The following is a 16053-nucleotide window of genomic DNA, read 5'->3' as shown; positions in this document are numbered from 1 at the left end:
TATAGTTAAGCTACTATAGTGGTAATATATTAGAAAATTCGCACTATGTCAATAGTGATAAAGTTAAATAGGGGAATTTATGGAAAATTTTATTATTAACATGCTGAAGGACAAAGAAAATCACTGCATGACATATGCAGAATATATTGAAGCGGCACTGTATACACCCAATAAAGGATACTATATGAATGATAAGCAAAAAATCGGCAAGAGCGGTGATTTTTACACCGTCAGCAATTTTTCGGATGTGTTTGGCCGTTCATTGGCAAGATGGTTTCTCCATTTAATGAATGCAGGCAATCTCAATCCATCAATCTATGAAATCGGCGGCGGGAATGGCCGCCTTGCTGAAGCAGTAATGTCTCATATAAAGAGGACTAATCCGGAAATTTATAAAGTTCTTACATATCATATAATCGAAACGAGCCCATATCATCGAGAGCTCCAAAAAGAGAAATTAAAGGGGCACTCCAATACCTTATTCTATACTGGCCTTGAGGAAATTGGAAGCTCCGGCGGAATCTTTTTTTCAAATGAATTATTTGATGCCTTCCCGGTCCATGTAATTGAAAAGCAACAAGGACAGATTTTCGAGGTAATGGTTTCCTATCGGGAAGGGGAGCTGGCTGAGGTTTTGATGCCCCTAGACAACGAAGATATTACTGCATACCTTATGTGCCAAGATGTCAAACTCACTGAAGGCCAAAGATATGAAGTTCCATTGCAAATGATTTCATATCTAAAAGAAATAGCCAACAAGCTTGATAGAGGGGTACTAATTACAATTGATTATGGCTATACACACGAAGAATGGCAGCAGCCAATCCATAAGCATGGCAGTCTGCGGGGGTACCATCAGCACCAATTAATTAACAATGTTCTTCAGTACCCCGGAGAAATGGATATTACTACGCATATACATTTTGATGCCCTTATCGATTATGGTGCTGCTTTTGGACTAAAAAACAAGGGATTAATAGAGCAAAATCATCTTTTATTAAAAACTGGGATACTTAATGAGCTTCAAGACCATTTTGATCCAAATCCGTTTTCGGAAACAAGTAAGCGGAACAGGGCGATCCGTAGTTTAATTATACCAGGCGGTATCAGCTCTTACTTCAGAACTCTCATCCAAGTAAAAAAAACTGCTGTTGATATATTTCCAGTTGAATGGAATGTCCCATTTACAATTTGAGGCAGTATATCTAAGGTGATAACGTACAGCGAATAAGTGTAGGCAAATAATGTCCTATCCTGATTCAATTTTTATAATCAGAATTAAACATAAGAAAACAGGGCAAAATATCTGTTGTTGGTTGCTATTTAAAACTAATAAGCTGCCAGCTGTTATATTTTCAACTCAATTTCTCTATTAAACTGCAGACTATTATAATCTATTCTCTTCCATAAATAATCCAGCTGCAGGCAGGAACAGTCAAACACGCCGGAAATAAAAAAAGCTGACCCTAAAAAGGTCAGCTTCCTATGTATTGGTACCGCTTTAATTTTGCGCACAGATCAATGTCCGCTTGTCATTCCAGGAATCATCATAAAAGTGCTCCAATATGTGAATCCGGCAAAGAAAACTGTAAGATATGCGCCGAAAACGTAAATATACATCCGCTCAGACAGCTTTAAATAACTTAATAGAATAAAGAATCCTGTTTGGCCAAAGAAAATTAGAGATGTTGTATACATATCGCCAAGGTAAAACATTACAGCAAAAATACCTGTCCAAAATCCAAGAACTCTGTACATGCGCTCCATCTGAATCCCTCCTTTTCCCATCTTGTTCATCACTAAATAATTATAAATTAGAAGGACTTACCGTGTAAAGCTAAGATTGTAGCTACTTTGTCACGAATGCCTGGTATGAGCAGGAAATACAGCCGGCAGTCATTGTTTCTTTTTCCACTAGTTCTGCAGATTCAAAAAGGGACTGGAACATTCCGTACAAGAAAGCATGGTGCATATCACACACAGCTTCAGCATCCTTGAATGCGATTTCCTTGAATGGGCAATTAAAGATTTGGAAGTAGATTATCGTTTGTTCTTCGTTGGTGTCGAATTCAGGATAAAGGCCGGCGATAGAAGCAGCCTCCTTCAGGATGCCAAGCTTTTGTTCAAACGTAAGACCAGCAACCTGGGACCCGGAGGATAAATGCTGCTCAACAAGTTCATGGCCAAACTTTTTGCCGGTTTGGAACAAAGCCTTTTTTCCTTCTTCTCCTATAGTAAGCATAGACTCAATTGCTATCTTCGCAAGAAGCTGGTAGTCACGGTATGGGAAGTGAAGCTGGATTACATCGTCAGAAAGCCGGTATAATCTGCTCGGGCGTCCTCCTTTTCCAGTCTTTTTTGTTTCTGAAGTCAGCATGTTGACATCCTCAAGCTTGGATAGATGCAGCCTCGCAACGTTTGGGTGGATTGTAAATGAATCCGCAATTTCCTGGACAGTCACTTCATCATGGCGTTTTGTTATGTATTGATAAATATAATAGCGGGTCGGATCTGATAAAACGTTGGTTATTTTTAATGTTTGTTCCATCCTCTTCACCTCGGGTCCCAAATAATTAATTCCATTATAATACAGTCCTAAAAACATTGGAATGATCATAACAGCGGTAAACAACGTGTTTAAAAAAAGTTCACATTTAAAAATGAATAGTTGTCCAAAGTGATACACAAAGGTTATACATAAGATATACAAAGTATGTGATTCTTATAAATTATTAATAATTTGTGAACGAGGAGGTCAAATTTAGTGTTTTTAGTGATTTTGAATTCAAGCTGTACTCCATCATAGAAGGACAAGGAGAGGAAATTGAAACATATTAAAGGGATTGGTAGAATCCATTTCATTAAAAAAATATTTTTCCTCAGGAAGGAATTTGCCATTTGCTGTCGAAATAAGTTTCTTAGAAAAGGAGGTGAATAATAAATTGGAATCAATCGAAAAAATTGCTGAGAAAATCCTCAGTAAAGCCTTGGATGTTAATGCAACAGATATCCATATCCTACCCCGTAAAGATGAACCGCTCGTTCAATTCCGCATAGGCGATAAACTGACTCCGCAAACACTATTAACCAAACATGAATCAGATCGTCTAATATCCCATTTCAAATTCCTTGCTTCCATGGACATAGGTGAAAAGAGAAGACCCCAAAACGGCGCTATTACCCTTTCTGCTAATGGAATGCAGGTAGGACTAAGGCTATCCACGCTTCCAGCTTCTCCGTCTGAAAGCCTAGTCATCCGGCTGATACCCCAGCAAAATATTCTTCCGCTGCAGCAGCTCTCGCTATTTCCCTCTTATTCCCGCAAGTTGATGGCCCTTTTAAAACATTCCCATGGAATGATTATTTTTACCGGGCCTACCGGAAGCGGAAAAACTACTACATTATATTCCCTGCTCCATCATGCTAAAGAATTGATTAACCGGAATGTTATTACGTTGGAAGATCCCATCGAAAATAAATCGGATCAAATGCTTCAGGTTCAGATTAATGAAAAAGCCGGCATAACCTATGCAGTTGGCCTTAAAGCCGTACTTAGGCATGATCCCGATATAATTATGGTCGGAGAAATTCGGGATGCAGAAACTGCAAAGATAGCGGTGCGTGCCGCAATGACCGGACATTTAATTTTAACAACGATGCATACAAGAAATGCAAAGGGGGCAGTCTTCCGTCTTTTAGAATTTGGGGTAAGCTGGCTGGAAATCCAACAGACTCTGATCGCTGTAACTGCCCAGAGGCTTCTGGAGCTTAGATGTCCCCAATGCGAAAATGAATGCACAGATGTATGTACCACGAAACATAATAAGAGGGCGAGCGTGTATGAATTGCTGCATGGAAAGGATTTAGCGAACACCCTTCTGGAAGCAAAGGGTGAAAAAGAGAAGATCAGCTACCGGCAGCTAAAAAATGAAATCGGCAAAGCTGTTGCTTTGGGATATGTAAAATCAGAGGAGTATGATCGATGGGTGTATGCTAATGAAGAAGAAACTTAAGTGGAACGTCAAAAGCCAGGGCCAATTTTTGCTGGATCTAGGAGAACTTCTCGATCAAGGCTATCCTTTGCTTCATGCAGTCCAATTTTTAGGTCTGCAGCTGCCAAAGAAAAAAGAAGCTGTTATTGCTGATGCAATTGTTTTGCTGCGAAGCGGAGAACCTCTCCATAAAGTCCTCCATACCAGCGGCTTTCACCCTCAGCTAATCAGCTTTATCTACTACGCCGAACAATACGGAAATCTTGCTCATGCTTTAAAGGAAGGAGGCTCTTTCTGGAGCAGAAGAAGTGAAGAGATGGATAAAGTGAAGAAACTGCTTTTTTATCCGTTATTTTTAATGGTATTCGTCGGGAACGTATTTATTATTCTTCAAAAAATGCTTCTTCCAAAATTTGAGACCTTGTTTCAATCCATGGAAGCTACGCCAAGCATCTTCCTCCAACTGATGGCGGCCGCTTCTGCCGCTCTTCCATATTTGCCGGTTGTATTACTGATGTTCTTTTTTGTCTTCTATTTACTAAAAATCTGCTGGTTCAACAAACTCCCATCCCTTAAACAGCGTTTGATTGTTTTGAGAATACCGGTTGCCGGTACATTTATCAAGCTTTATGACACCCATTTTTTTTCGAGCCAATTCAGCGGCCTGCTTTCAGGAGGTCTTTCAGTTAATGAAAGCATTTCTTTGTTTGCACAAAATATTCGCCAGCCCTTTTATCAGGAACTCTGTACAGAAATCCGAAGAGAATTGGCAGAAGGAAGGGCGTTAGAAGATATTTTCCGAACCCTTCCTTACTTTGAACAACATATAAGCATAATCGTGGCAAACGGACAAAAATATGGCCGGCTTGATAAAGAACTCATGCATTATAGCCGTTATCTTCTAAAGGGATTGGAGGAACGGACAGCGGCAGTCTTAAGGATTATTCAGCCTGTACTTTTTTCCGCTGTTGGCCTGCTAATAGTTTCTATTTACCTGGCTGTATTAATGCCAATGTTTTCTTTGCTAAATGAACTGTAAGGGGGGGTCCCTTTGAACCAAAAGGGTTTTACTTTAATCGAAATGCTGGTGGTTCTGCTCGTCATTTCAATTCTATTAATTATTACTGTTCCAAATATAACGAAGCATCAATCGACCATACAGGATAAAGGCTGCTCTGCGTTTGTTAAAATGGTCCAGGCCCAGGTACAAGCTTATCAGATTGATAAAGATACACTCCCGACAACCGTCGACCAATTAAAAACAGATGGGTATTTGAAAGAAACCGCCTGCCCGAATGGCGATCGTATTGCAATAAGTGCTGAAGGAGAGGTTACCATTGCCGCAACTCCAGCAACTCCATAGTTGGATCCCGCAGGGGGGCGAAAAACAAAAAGGTTATACTCTTTCGGAAATATTAATAGTCCTGTTAATTTTCATGATGTTAATCTCGCTTAGCAGCGGTTTGTATCCTCATTTTTTGAGGGAATATAAACTGAAATTATTTATGAATCAGCTAAGTACAGATATTTTATATGCACACCAATACTCGATTTCCCACCAGATGCATGTATCCGTGACAATTAACAGAGATAGCCGAACATATTTTGCCCATTCCTTCCTGGACGGAAATCTTCTTAAGCGCGACATACCAAAAGGTATCGATATAAAAAAGGGCACGCTTGATCTGATTGTCTTTTTTACATCAACAGGCAGCGTAAGCCAGTCCGGAACATGGATTATTCAAGATGGACGTTCTACTTATAAAATGACTTTAAATCTTGGACAAGGCAGATTTCGGTTTGAAAAGGTCTGAAGGCTATATTTATGTTGAAATGCTGGCTGCGTTTTTCGTTTGTTGTTTTATTGCGTTTTCCCTTTTGCCTATGTTTAATAATATCAGCTCAGCACGAAAAAATGCAGAATTGGATACTGAAGCGGCTCATTTGCTATATGAACAGCTGGAGTCCTATATGGCAATACAAACAGCACCAGCATTGAGTAACTATAACAACCGTTCATTCGATATAACATGGAACATGCCAGCTGCCTACCCGGGATTTGTGGAAGGGTGCCTGAAATATGAGTCATACGAAGGAGAAAGCAAGACCATTTGTGATCTGGCAAAAAAATAATGGATTTACTTTAATTGAAATGCTATTTTCCCTGGTCATTTTATTGTTTGTTGCATCTTTTGCGCTGCAATTATTTACAATGGCTCATAAATGGCTTCCTGATACACGCAATCTAAACCCATTGGAATGGGAAGTTTTTTTAAATCAGGCCAAAAAGGAAGTGAGGAAGTCAAATTCCATGAATGTTGTAAATAAAACATTGCAATTGGCGATTGGGAGCGATGTAGTAACAATAGAAAAATATCAGGATAAATTGAGACGGAGGATTAATGGGACAGGGCATGACCTTATGCTTCAGAACATTGCAGATGTTAAATTTGTTAATCATCATTCTTCAGTAGAGATTTTGGTTACCGATAAGCAAGGAAAGGCTTATCGAGGTACTCTATGGACCTATATGGCAGGGGAGGAAGCAAGTGAAGAATGAGAGAGGTTCCGTTTTGCCGCTGGTTATGATATTAGCATCTGTTTTCTTGGTAATGGCCATTTCTGCAGCTGAACTATATATATCAGAAAAAAAGTTCCACAAGGAAACGAAGGAAAAACTTGTCCTGGACCATCTAATCCGGCTTGCAACGGAGGAATTGTTATTGGAACTGCAGAATACAGAAGAAGCTGATACCTCCGACGGGATTTATTTCTATCCGAATGGGGATGTATATTATCAGCTTAATAAACTTAACGAAGACGAGCTTCTTATTGTATTGTTTGGCTCAACAAAAGGCGAACGTAAGGCAGAAGTTAAGTTTCGTTACAGCCTGCTGGGAAAAAACATGATAGAATGGATAGAAAAATAGCGGGGCCACGAAAGAGGGTTGAAACTATGAGGGCGATTTATATAACCGGTTTTATGGGGTCTGGAAAAACGACAGTTGGAAGGCGGTTGGGAGAACTGCTGAACCTGCCTGTATTTGATACGGATGAGCATGTGTCAAATCTTGAAACCATGAGTATCTCCAAAATATTTGCATCCAAAGGGGAGAAGGAATTCCGAAAGCTTGAATCGGACATGCTCCGTTCACTCCCGACGGAAGATTGTATCATTACTACAGGCGGCGGGATAATCCTCGCTGAGGAGAACCGAGTATGGATGAAGGAAAATGGCCATTATGTTTATCTCTATTGCGATCCTGGAGAAATTGTGCAGAGGCTTGCTGGGGATGAAAGCAGGCCATTAATTAGCGGAGATAAGAAAAAGGAGCTGCTCCCTCTCTTTTTAACTCGGAAGTCTCTTTATGAAGAAGCGGAGTTTCACATCGACACAACCAGCAAGAGCATTGAAGTGATTGCCGAAGAAATAATAAAAAGTATAAAAATTGCTTAATCAGGAAATACTGCCTAAGGGTGGTAAAAGTGAAGGCAAATGATTATGTAAAATACATGACTCAGCAATTGGTCAAGCAAATGGCTGTGCCAAAAGAAGACCGCATGCAGCATCGGATGCAAAGGAAGCTTGAAAAACAGCCTTTTTCAAGCAAATGGTTCGGCGTAATCCCTTTAGCGATTAAAATGCTGTTCCAAAAAAAATAGGATGTATCGTAGAAAGCCTGCTGATCAAATAGTCAGCAGGCTTTTTCTTGCACCGAGGAGGCTCCCGCACCCCCACTAGAGCGGAAATCAACAGGCATGTTTAACAAAGCTTCAACTTAAATAAATAATAATAGACTGAGTGCCATGACAACCATCCCGCCGATGAGCCCGTAGATCGATGTATGAGCTTCATCGTATTTTTGTGCAGCAGGCAGTAATTCATCCAGCGAGATAAAGACCATGATGCCGGCTACAGCTGCAAATATCATACCAAACATGACATCATTTAAATAAGGCATTAGTATCAGATAAGCAGCTAATGCTCCAACCGGCTCAGACAAACCGGACAGGAAGGAAAGCTTGAATGCTTTTTTCTTATCTCCAGTGGCAAAGTAGATTGGTACCGAAACAGCGATGCCTTCCGGGATGTTGTGGATAGCTATTGCAAATGCTATTGCAATCCCCAAGGCCGGATCCTGTAGAGCAGAGGTGAAGGTGGCGATGCCTTCCGGGAAATTGTGAATTCCTATTGCCAGGGCGGTAAAGGTGCCCATCTTCAATAATGCTGGGTCATGGACAGCCTTTTGAGGGCTGCTCATATCCTCTACTTTTTTAATTTCATGGGGGTTTCCATGCTTTGGAATGAGTTTATCAATCATAGCGATTAATAACATACCCCCAAAAAAGCCGCCGACCGTCATCCAATTGCCGGTAACCACTCCCATAGCGCCTATAAGTGCATCCTTAGCCTTCACAAAAATCTCAATCATGGAGACATAAATCATCACACCTGCTGAAAATCCAAGAGCCAGTGATAAAAATTTCGTGTTTGTGGTAGATGTGAAAAATGCGAGAATACTGCCTATTCCAGTAGCCAGTCCTGCAAATAATGTTAGGCCGAATGCCAGCAATAAATTTTCATCCATAAAATCTCTCCTCATTTATTGACGTACTATTGTATATGCAGTCATTCGTAAAATGTTTCCTATGTGCAACATTTTACACCTTAAGAAACATAACTGGCAACAGTAACAACTTGTAGAAGGAAAAAATGAATACGGCATTAATGGATAGTTTTTCGTATTACATGTAAAAAACCCCGGTTAGCAGTCCTAACAGAGGTGTGTTTCAATTTTTAAACTGGCTGCCCACTTAAATAAAACAAACCGCCATTTATTATGGAAATCACAATTTTTGGTTCGTACTGGGCTCTTAAAGCTTCTTTTTCTGTAAAATAGGTTTCGTTCTTTTCTTCCATTTCCTCATAAAAATGTTCGAGAAGAGCCAGATCGGTGTTCCAGCGCTTGACAGCTTCCTCTGCCCAGACATGATCATCGCCTTCAAATGTTTTCCTAATATACGTATCCAGCCGTAACATAGCACTCTTTGGCATGATCAGCGGTGAAAGCGTAAAGGAAAAGTCAGGTATCTTTGGAGTTACATTTAGCGTTAAGACATAATCATGGAAGCCTTCGACAATGGCGCCGGAAATCATATTTAGGCCAAGTGACATAAATATATCCCGTTTCAGGTCGCATTGGTAGGATATCTTTACGTTCAATCCCAGCCATGGATAGAGAGGGATTTGTTCCATTGTACGGCTTGCTTTGTCTTCATATAGCCGAATGTAACTGGCCAGGCTTTTGGTGGATTCGAATATTTTATGCAGCCTTGGCGAGCCAAAGTGGATCATTTCTCCTTTAACCTCATCAGGAACATCTGCAGGATTGGTGATTAGTGTCAATTTAGCCGGGTTAGGTTCCCCGCCTGTTTTTTCAATGTAATGCCAGTAAAATGGCCTGTTCATAAGGGCCTTATCCATCTCTGATGTTAATTGTACCGTCATATATCCAAGCTTGTTTTCTATGACATCACATTGATTGGATGAGAAATAGGTTAGCAGAAAATCATGAATTTCCTGTTGCTGCACGCTGTTCACCTTCCTTCATATCCTGCGCAAACTGGATTAGTGAAGACAAATTGTCCATTTTAATCTTCATTTCCCCTTCGGTCCGGGAATGCCCAACGACATCAATTAAATATTCCTCGATATTGCCGATATCAAGCTTTGTTAATATATCATCCAATTCGCCAACCACTTTTTCAAATAAATTGATTTTTTCATATAACAGTTTGAGGATGTGTTCCTCCACTGTGTCTTTAGTCGCGAAATTATAGACCATAACATCTTTTTCCTGGCCGAGCCGGTGTACGCGGCCGATCCTTTGCTCCAGCCTCATCGGATTCCATGGTAAATCAAAATTAATAAGATGATTACAAAATTGCAGGTTAATACCCTCACCTCCTGCTTCTGTCGCAATCAGTACCTGGATATTGCCCTGGAATAGATCCTTCATCCAATCTTTTTTGCCCCTTTTAAAGCCGCCGCGAAAGGGTACAGATGAAATGCCGTTTTGCTTTAAATACCATTGAAGATATGTTTGCGTGGCTCGGTATTCGGTAAAAATAATAACTTTGTCGTTGATCTTTTTAATAAGCTCTAGTGTTTTCTCGGCTTTCGTATTTCTCTCCACTGCATTTACAAGACCAATTAAGTGATGGAGTTTATCATCAAATTCTTTAGTTGGGTTTTCTGCTTTTTCGTACATGTTTTTCAATGTGAAAAACACGGCATCCCGGCTGCTGCAAGCTTCCCTTTGGAGAGTCATTGTCGAGAAACCCGCCCCAATGGCATCATCTGAATAAGGCCGGAAAGCAGAAACCGCATCATATAACATGCGTTCAGAAGGAGAAAAATCAAGTATTGTCGTCTCTACATGCCGTTTCGTCCATTCGATTCCTGTATCAGCTCTTCGGTTACGAATCATAACTGTATTGACCAGTTCTTTTAAATGTTTGTCATCAATGATATTCCGGCCCTTGCCCTTAAATTTTTCTGAAAATAGGGCTGCGTTCCCTAAATGGCCAGGCTTTAATAGTGACACGAGATGGAATATTTCATCGACCCTGTTTTGAATAGGTGTTGCTGTGAGAAGTAAGCAAAATTTCTTTTTTAGGCTTTGGACAAATTCATAGTTTTTCGTTTTGTTATTTTTTAGCTTGTGAGCTTCATCAATGATGACAAAGTCATATTCTTGATCAAAAATAATGCTTCGGTGCGGTTCTCGTTTCGCTGTATCTATTGAGGAAACAATTACATCATAAGCTTCCCAGCCATAGCTTTTCTTCTGGGCAACAGCGGGTATGAAAAACTTTGAATTTAATTCGAATGTCCATTGAGTAACGAGAGAGGCAGGAACAAGAATTAGCACCTTTTTCACTAGGCCGCGTATCATATATTCCTTTAAAATCAGGCCTGCTTCAATTGTTTTTCCAAGACCAACCTCATCGGCCAAAATAGCCTTGCCGTTCATATTTTCAACAACCTGTCTTGCCGCTTCCAGCTGATGAGGCAGCGGTTTAAGATCTGATAGATATTTTGGTGCCTGCAGCCCTGCGAATTCAGGAATTACAAGCTGCTTTTCCACGTGGATAGCGAGTTTATAAAGCTCCCAATTGCCCCAAGGACCATCATTTTCCACTTTGCTCAATAATCCGGCTCCCCAGGCAGGGTCAGAATGAACCGTTATTTTCATACAAAGATCCCCCTTTCCATAAATTCAAACGGTTTCATAATTAAAGGTGTCTGAAAAATGATTCAAAACACGAACATTCTTTTGACCATCGGCATGTTTGTACAGTTTTTTAGTAAAAAAATGATTGCAGGGAAAACCTTGTTAATGGTAGGATGATAGTAGCTTTTAAAGTTTTCGAATTTGTCATAATTAATTTTTAAGCATGCTATGATATTTCTTATTTTGTTATAGTATGGCCATTTTAAAGCCAAATATAAGCGAATGAAGGCAGGGGGAGAGACTGCGTAATAGCAGCGCCGAAGGAGCAAGCCGTAATGGGCGAATCTCTCAGGCAAAAGAACTCTTGCTGGACGCAACTCTGGAGAGCGCCTGCTTAATTATATAGGCCACCAAAGGGGAAAGCCTTTTTTAAAAAGGTAAACTTTCAGGTTTCAGGACAGAGACGTTGCCCAAATCCAAGGAGCATCTCTGTCTTTTTTTGCGTGCATTTTTAAAAAGTAAGAAAGTATAACTTTTTGAACAAGGAACGATATCTAGCTCCAGCGCCCAGACCCCCGAGGTCATAAGCCAATCACTTTGGAAGGCAAAAAAACGCCTTCTGTCAGTGCTTGTCTTATGCTTGACGGGGCCCACAGAACGTGGCAACCTTAGCCGTTCCTCCGCTTCCAGAATGCTTGCGCTCTTATGAAAAACAAAAGGAATTGAGGCAATTGGAGTTTCATGTTCCAGCCAAACAGGGAAGAGTTCCAATTAAATGAAGAAACAAGAATTAAGGGGGTATTTTCATTTGGCAGATCTAAAAAGAACACCAATATTTGACGTTTATAAAGAGTATGGTGCAAAAACGATTGATTTTGGCGGCTGGGAACTGCCGGTCCAGTTTTCGGGCATCAAGGAAGAGCATGAAGCTGTAAGAACCAAGGCGGGCTTATTCGATGTATCACATATGGGAGAGATTGAAGTAAAGGGAGCCGAAAGTATCGCGTATCTCCAGCGGATGCTTACCAACGATATTCTGAAACTTGAAGCAGGCGGAGCTCAATATACCGTTATGTGCTATGAAAATGGTGGAACAGTTGATGATTTGATTGTTTACAAGAAGGGTGAAGGGGATTATTTGCTGGTCGTAAATGCTGCAAATATTGAAAAAGACTTCAACTGGCTTCGCGCAAATATTATTGAAAATGTAGAACTTAACAATGTGTCGGACCATTATGCCCAGCTTGCACTGCAAGGACCATCCGCACAAAAAGTGCTTCAAAAATTGTCAAAAAATACTGACTTGAGTGAAATAGGCTTCTTTAAATTCAAGGAAAATGTTGATTTGAATGGAATCTCTGCACTCATTTCAAGAACAGGCTATACGGGGGAAGACGGTTTTGAGATTTACTGCAACAGTGAAGATGGGGCTGCGCTTTGGCGTACTATTCTGGAAGCAGGCAAAGAGGATGGAGTTCAGCCGATTGGCCTTGGTGCGCGGGATACATTAAGGTTTGAAGCGAATCTGGCGCTTTACGGACAAGAGCTTTCAGCTGATATTACTCCGATTGAGGCAGGAATTGGCTTTGCAGTGAAAATAGATAAAATTGCCGACTTCTTTGGCAAGTCAATCCTTGCTGAGCAAAAAGAAAATGGTGCACCAAGAAAGCTTGTTGGCATTGAGATGATTGACCGCGGAATTCCGCGCCACGGGTATCCTGTTTATGCAGGTGGGGAGCTGATCGGTGAGATAACAACCGGTACTCAATCTCCAACGCTTAAGAAAAACGTCGGCCTGGCTCTTTTAAAGAGGGAATACAGTGAAATAGGCACAGAGGTGGAAGTGGAAATCCGTTCAAAACTTGTGAAAGCTAAAGTGGCTGCAACACCTTTTTATAAAAAACCAAGAAAATAAAAGGATAACAAGAGGGGAATGGGAAACGAGATGAAACATCGCTATTTACCGATGACTGAACAGGACGGCAAAGAAATGCTCACTACAATCGGCGTTAATGCTGTAGATGACCTTTTTAATGATATTCCTGAGAGCGTACGCTTTAAAGGCGAATATAAAATTAAGCCGGCTAAATCTGAAACATCTTTAGTGAAAGAAATGGCAGGCCTGGCAGCGAAAAATGCTGATCTTAAGCAATATTCATCTTTCCTGGGAGCAGGAGTGTATGACCATTATGCACCCATCATTGTGGACCATGTGATTTCTCGTTCTGAATTCTATACAGCATATACACCATACCAGCCTGAAATTTCCCAGGGGGAGCTCCAGGCAATTTTTGAATTTCAAACAATGATTTGCGAGCTTACTGGTATGGATGTAGCCAACTCCTCAATGTATGATGGCGGGACAGCCCTAGCAGAGGCAGCGATGCTGAGCTCCGGACAAACACGGCGAAAGAAAATCCTTGTCTCTGCAGCAGTTCATCCTGAATCCCGCGATGTGTTAAAGACATATGCAAAAGGACAGTATGTTGAAGTGGTGGAGATTCCTCATAAGGATGGGGTGACTGATATTGCAGCCTTAAATGAAATGATCTCTACTGACATTGCGGGTGTGATTGTCCAATATCCAAACTTCTTTGGACGGATTGAGCCGCTGAAGGAAATCGAGGCAGCAGTGCATGCACATAAGGCGATGTTTATTGTTTCAAGCAACCCGCTTGCCCTTGGGGCGTTAACGCCGCCAGGAAAATTGGGAGCAGATATTGTTGTAGGGGACGCCCAGCCTTTTGGGATTCCGGCAGCATTTGGAGGTCCACACTGCGGATACTTTGCAGTAACGAACAAGCTTGTACGGAAGGTTCCTGGCCGTTTAGTAGGGCAGACCGTGGATGAAGACGGCAAGCGTGGATTTGTACTGACATTGCAGGCTCGTGAGCAGCATATCCGCCGCGATAAGGCAACGTCAAATATTTGTTCAAACCAAGCTCTAAACGCTTTGGCAGCTTCCGTTGCAATGACTGCTCTTGGCAAAAAGGGAACAAAGCAAATGGCAATTCAAAATATCCAGAAGGCCCATTATGCAAAGCAGGCACTTAAGGAAAAAGGAATCGAAATTGTTTTTGATGGACCTTCATTTAACGAATTTGTGATTAAGCTGAATAAACCGCACAGGGAAGTAAATGAAAAGCTTCTGCAAAAAAATATCATAGGCGGGTACGATCTCGGCCGTTCTTATCCAGAGCTTGCGGACCATATGCTGATTGCCGTAACAGAATTAAGGACTAAAGAAGAAATTGATGCATTAGCAACCGAATTGGGGGATGGCCATGAATAAGCAAGACCAACCATTAATCTTTGAACTTAGCACACAGGGCCGGATTGGTTTCAGCCTGCCGGAGATGGATGTTGATGCCCTGGCGCTTGAAGAGATCCTACCTGCTGATTACATCCGTTCTGTAGAAGCCGAGCTGCCTGAGGTATCAGAGCTTGATATCATGCGCCACTATACAGCTTTATCAAATCGTAACCATGGTGTTGATTCCGGTTTCTATCCGCTTGGCTCATGCACGATGAAATATAATCCAAAAATCAACGAAAATATTGCCCGTTTCAACGGATTTGCCCATATTCATCCGCTTCAGGAGGAATCAACCATCCAGGGAGCCCTTGAACTGATGTACGATTTGCAGGAGCACCTGATTGAAATTACTGGCATGGATGAAGTGACCCTTCAACCTGCAGCCGGTGCCCATGGGGAATGGACAGGATTAATGATGATCCGTGCTTTCCATGAGGCTAATGGGGATACTGCGAGAACTAAGGTTATTGTACCGGATTCGGCCCACGGCACAAACCCTGCATCGGCAACGGTCGCCGGATTTGAGACCATTACGGTTAAGTCTAATGAAAATGGTTTGGTTGATCTGGAGGATTTAAGGCGCGTCGTTGGTCCAGACACAGCAGCGCTGATGCTGACAAATCCTAATACATTGGGACTATTTGAAGAGAACATCCTCGAAATGGCAGAAATCGTTCATCAAGCAGGCGGAAAGCTCTATTATGATGGAGCTAACCTGAACGCAGTGCTATCAAAAGCTCGTCCTGGTGACATGGGCTTTGATGTTGTGCATTTGAACCTTCATAAAACATTCACAGGCCCGCATGGCGGCGGCGGCCCAGGTTCAGGCCCTGTTGGAGTGAAGGCTGACTTGATTCCATTCCTGCCAAAACCGATAGTTACCAAGGAGGACGGAGTATTCACGCTGGATTATAACAGACCCCAATCCATCGGCAGAGTAAAGCCGTTTTATGGAAATTTTGGCATTAATGTCAGAGCATATACGTATATCCGTTCTATGGGTCCGGATGGACTGAAGGCAGTGACAGAGAATGCAGTATTAAATGCGAACTATATGATGAGAAAGCTGGCGCACTATTATGACCTGCCATTTGACAGGCATTGCAAGCATGAATTTGTACTAAGCGGAAAGCGCCAGAAAAAACTCGGAGTCCGCACACTTGATATTGCCAAGAGGCTTTTGGACTTCGGTTACCATCCGCCTACCATTTATTTCCCGTTGAATGTGGAAGAGTGCATCATGATTGAACCGACTGAAACAGAATCAAAGGAAACGCTTGATGCTTTTATTGATGCAATGATCCAGATTGCCAAGGAAGCGGAAGAGAATCCTGAAATCGTTCAGGAGGCTCCGCACACAACAGTGATCAAACGCCTTGATGAAACACTTGCTGCGAGAAAACCGGTATTGCGCTACCAAAAAGACAATTAATCAAAAAAAGGGCTGCCCAAACTTTATTTGGTAGTGACCCCTTAAAGTTAGAGTTTTTATTATGCAGCTAAATGG

At 41.5% G+C, this 16053-nt stretch carries 18 protein-coding genes and 2 riboswitches; of the genes, 13 read left to right on the top strand and 5 right to left on the bottom strand.

The annotated features are described in order from the left end of the window. Positions 1-79 precede the first annotated feature (79 nt). Complete coding sequence (locus D0469_RS16845; RefSeq protein WP_117327888.1) at positions 80-1195, top strand: class I SAM-dependent methyltransferase; 1116 nt, start codon at positions 80-82, stop codon at positions 1193-1195. A 323-nt stretch (positions 1196-1518) separates the two neighbouring features. Here the strand turns inward: D0469_RS16845 and D0469_RS16840 are convergent, their stop codons facing one another. Together D0469_RS16840 and D0469_RS16835 are read right to left on the bottom strand one after the other, a co-directional pair. After that, entirely contained in the window at positions 1519-1767 is a 249-nt protein-coding gene (locus D0469_RS16840; protein ID WP_117327887.1) for a DUF2626 domain-containing protein, read from the bottom strand. 82 nt (positions 1768-1849) lie between these two features. Further along, on the bottom strand, positions 1850-2548 hold the full coding sequence (locus D0469_RS16835) for a helix-turn-helix transcriptional regulator (protein WP_117327886.1): 699 nt from the start codon (positions 2546-2548) through the stop codon (positions 1850-1852). Between the two features lie 394 nt (positions 2549-2942). Here D0469_RS16835 and comGA point away from each other — a divergent pair, with 394 nt between their 5' ends. The 9 genes from comGA to D0469_RS16790 are packed head-to-tail and all read left to right on the top strand — an operon-like array spanning position 2943 to position 7655. Next, positions 2943-4013 (top strand): competence type IV pilus ATPase ComGA, encoded by a 1071-nt coding sequence (gene comGA / locus D0469_RS16830; RefSeq protein WP_117327900.1) that lies wholly within the window; start codon positions 2943-2945, stop codon positions 4011-4013. Continuing rightward, the gene (comGB, locus tag D0469_RS16825; RefSeq protein ID WP_158553535.1) at positions 3997-5031 is read left to right on the top strand and encodes a competence type IV pilus assembly protein ComGB; all 1035 of its coding nucleotides are present in this window, start codon (positions 3997-3999) and stop codon (positions 5029-5031) included. The genes comGA and comGB overlap by 17 nt, the downstream gene beginning before the upstream one ends. Positions 5032-5043: 12 nt before the next feature. After that, on the top strand, positions 5044-5355 hold the full coding sequence (gene comGC, locus D0469_RS16820; RefSeq protein WP_117327884.1) for a competence type IV pilus major pilin ComGC: 312 nt from the start codon (positions 5044-5046) through the stop codon (positions 5353-5355). Beyond that, positions 5330-5806, top strand: a complete 477-nt coding sequence (comGD, locus tag D0469_RS16815; RefSeq protein WP_158553533.1) for a competence type IV pilus minor pilin ComGD — start codon at positions 5330-5332, stop codon at positions 5804-5806. The genes comGC and comGD overlap by 26 nt, the downstream gene beginning before the upstream one ends. Further along, complete coding sequence (locus D0469_RS16810) at positions 5793-6125, top strand: hypothetical protein (protein ID WP_117327882.1); 333 nt, start codon at positions 5793-5795, stop codon at positions 6123-6125. Before comGD ends, D0469_RS16810 begins: the two co-directional genes overlap by 14 nt. Beyond that, entirely contained in the window at positions 6073-6552 is a 480-nt protein-coding gene (gene comGF, locus D0469_RS16805) for a competence type IV pilus minor pilin ComGF (RefSeq protein ID WP_117327881.1), read from the top strand. The genes D0469_RS16810 and comGF overlap by 53 nt, the downstream gene beginning before the upstream one ends. After that, positions 6542-6922 (top strand): competence type IV pilus minor pilin ComGG, encoded by a 381-nt coding sequence (comGG, locus tag D0469_RS16800; RefSeq protein WP_117327880.1) that lies wholly within the window; start codon positions 6542-6544, stop codon positions 6920-6922. Before comGF ends, comGG begins: the two co-directional genes overlap by 11 nt. A 26-nt stretch (positions 6923-6948) precedes the next feature. Further along, positions 6949-7449 (top strand): shikimate kinase, encoded by a 501-nt coding sequence (locus D0469_RS16795; RefSeq protein ID WP_117327879.1) that lies wholly within the window; start codon positions 6949-6951, stop codon positions 7447-7449. Positions 7450-7478: 29 nt separating this feature from the next. Next, complete coding sequence (locus D0469_RS16790; RefSeq protein ID WP_117327878.1) at positions 7479-7655, top strand: YqzE family protein; 177 nt, start codon at positions 7479-7481, stop codon at positions 7653-7655. Between the two features lie 116 nt (positions 7656-7771). On the opposite strand, the gene zupT is transcribed toward D0469_RS16790, so the two are convergent. The 3 genes from zupT to D0469_RS16775 all read right to left on the bottom strand — a co-directional run bounded on the left by zupT (position 7772) and on the right by D0469_RS16775 (position 11251). Continuing rightward, positions 7772-8581 (bottom strand): zinc transporter ZupT, encoded by an 810-nt coding sequence (gene zupT, locus D0469_RS16785; RefSeq protein WP_117327877.1) that lies wholly within the window; start codon positions 8579-8581, stop codon positions 7772-7774. A 209-nt stretch (positions 8582-8790) separates the two neighbouring features. Next, positions 8791-9585, bottom strand: a complete 795-nt coding sequence (locus D0469_RS16780) for a YqhG family protein (RefSeq protein WP_117327876.1) — start codon at positions 9583-9585, stop codon at positions 8791-8793. Beyond that, positions 9563-11251: a DEAD/DEAH box helicase gene (locus D0469_RS16775; RefSeq protein WP_117327875.1), complete on the bottom strand. Its 1689-nt coding sequence runs from the start codon at positions 11249-11251 to the stop codon at positions 9563-9565. The genes D0469_RS16780 and D0469_RS16775 overlap by 23 nt, the downstream gene beginning before the upstream one ends. A gap of 261 nt (positions 11252-11512) precedes the next feature. Then, positions 11513-11604, top strand: a riboswitch (glycine riboswitch). A gap of 3 nt (positions 11605-11607) precedes the next feature. Continuing rightward, a riboswitch (glycine riboswitch) is annotated at positions 11608-11693 on the top strand. A gap of 345 nt (positions 11694-12038) precedes the next feature. On the opposite strand from D0469_RS16775, the gene gcvT reads away from it, so the two are divergent. The 3 genes from gcvT to gcvPB are packed head-to-tail and all read left to right on the top strand — an operon-like array spanning position 12039 to position 15978. Beyond that, a complete protein-coding gene (gene gcvT, locus D0469_RS16770; RefSeq protein ID WP_117327874.1) occupies positions 12039-13145 on the top strand; it encodes a glycine cleavage system aminomethyltransferase GcvT in 1107 nt (368 codons plus the stop codon). Positions 13146-13175: 30 nt separating this feature from the next. After that, positions 13176-14522, top strand: coding sequence for an aminomethyl-transferring glycine dehydrogenase subunit GcvPA (gene gcvPA / locus D0469_RS16765; protein WP_117327873.1), 1347 nt, complete (start codon positions 13176-13178; stop codon positions 14520-14522). Further along, positions 14515-15978, top strand: a complete 1464-nt coding sequence (gene gcvPB / locus D0469_RS16760) for an aminomethyl-transferring glycine dehydrogenase subunit GcvPB (RefSeq protein WP_117327872.1) — start codon at positions 14515-14517, stop codon at positions 15976-15978. The genes gcvPA and gcvPB overlap by 8 nt, the downstream gene beginning before the upstream one ends. The last annotated feature ends 75 nt before the right edge of the window (positions 15979-16053 follow it).

Source organism: Peribacillus saganii (assembly GCF_003429095.1).
Lineage (GTDB): Bacteria > Bacillota > Bacilli > Bacillales > DSM-1321 > Peribacillus > Peribacillus saganii.
This window is presented reverse-complemented; position numbering and strand designations above follow the sequence as displayed.

Coding starts and splice junctions, on each gene's coding strand:
- gcvPB (WP_117327872.1), top strand. CDS start 14,515: ATGAATAAGCAAGACCAACCATTAATCTTTGAACTTAGCACACAGGGC.
- D0469_RS16795 (WP_117327879.1), top strand. CDS start 6,949: ATGAGGGCGATTTATATAACCGGTTTTATGGGGTCTGGAAAAACGACA.
- D0469_RS16845 (WP_117327888.1), top strand. CDS start 80: ATGGAAAATTTTATTATTAACATGCTGAAGGACAAAGAAAATCACTGC.
- gcvPA (WP_117327873.1), top strand. CDS start 13,176: ATGAAACATCGCTATTTACCGATGACTGAACAGGACGGCAAAGAAATG.
- zupT (WP_117327877.1), bottom strand. CDS start 8,581: ATGGATGAAAATTTATTGCTGGCATTCGGCCTAACATTATTTGCAGGA.
- D0469_RS16775 (WP_117327875.1), bottom strand. CDS start 11,251: ATGAAAATAACGGTTCATTCTGACCCTGCCTGGGGAGCCGGATTATTG.
- D0469_RS16840 (WP_117327887.1), bottom strand. CDS start 1,767: ATGGAGCGCATGTACAGAGTTCTTGGATTTTGGACAGGTATTTTTGCT.
- comGF (WP_117327881.1), top strand. CDS start 6,073: ATGAGTCATACGAAGGAGAAAGCAAGACCATTTGTGATCTGGCAAAAA.
- comGB (WP_158553535.1), top strand. CDS start 3,997: ATGAAGAAGAAACTTAAGTGGAACGTCAAAAGCCAGGGCCAATTTTTG.
- D0469_RS16835 (WP_117327886.1), bottom strand. CDS start 2,548: ATGGAACAAACATTAAAAATAACCAACGTTTTATCAGATCCGACCCGC.